Here is a 238-nt window from a genome sequence, read left to right on the forward strand (position 1 = left end):
ATGCCACGCTGGTGGTGGTCGGTGACGTAACCCCGGACGAGGTCAAAGCCCTGGCCCAGCGTTACTTCGGTCCTATCGCCAAGCGCGACGTGCCCCCGGCGAAAATCCCGCTGGAACTGGCCGAGCCAGGCGAGCGCCAGATCACCCTGCACGTGCAAACCCAATTGCCGAGTCTGATGCTGGGCTTCAACGTGCCCAGCATCGCGACCGCCGAAGACAAACGCTCGGTAAATGCCTT

1 protein-coding gene is annotated in these 238 nt (G+C 63.0%); it reads left to right on the top strand.

Annotated features, from left to right (window positions below; genetic code table 11):
• On the top strand, positions 1-238 hold a 238-nt coding region (locus SB772_RS45290), incomplete at both ends, for an insulinase family protein (RefSeq protein WP_410839187.1).

It is taken from the genome of Paraburkholderia sp. SIMBA_030 (assembly GCF_046535245.1).
Taxonomy (GTDB): domain Bacteria; phylum Pseudomonadota; class Gammaproteobacteria; order Burkholderiales; family Burkholderiaceae; genus Paraburkholderia.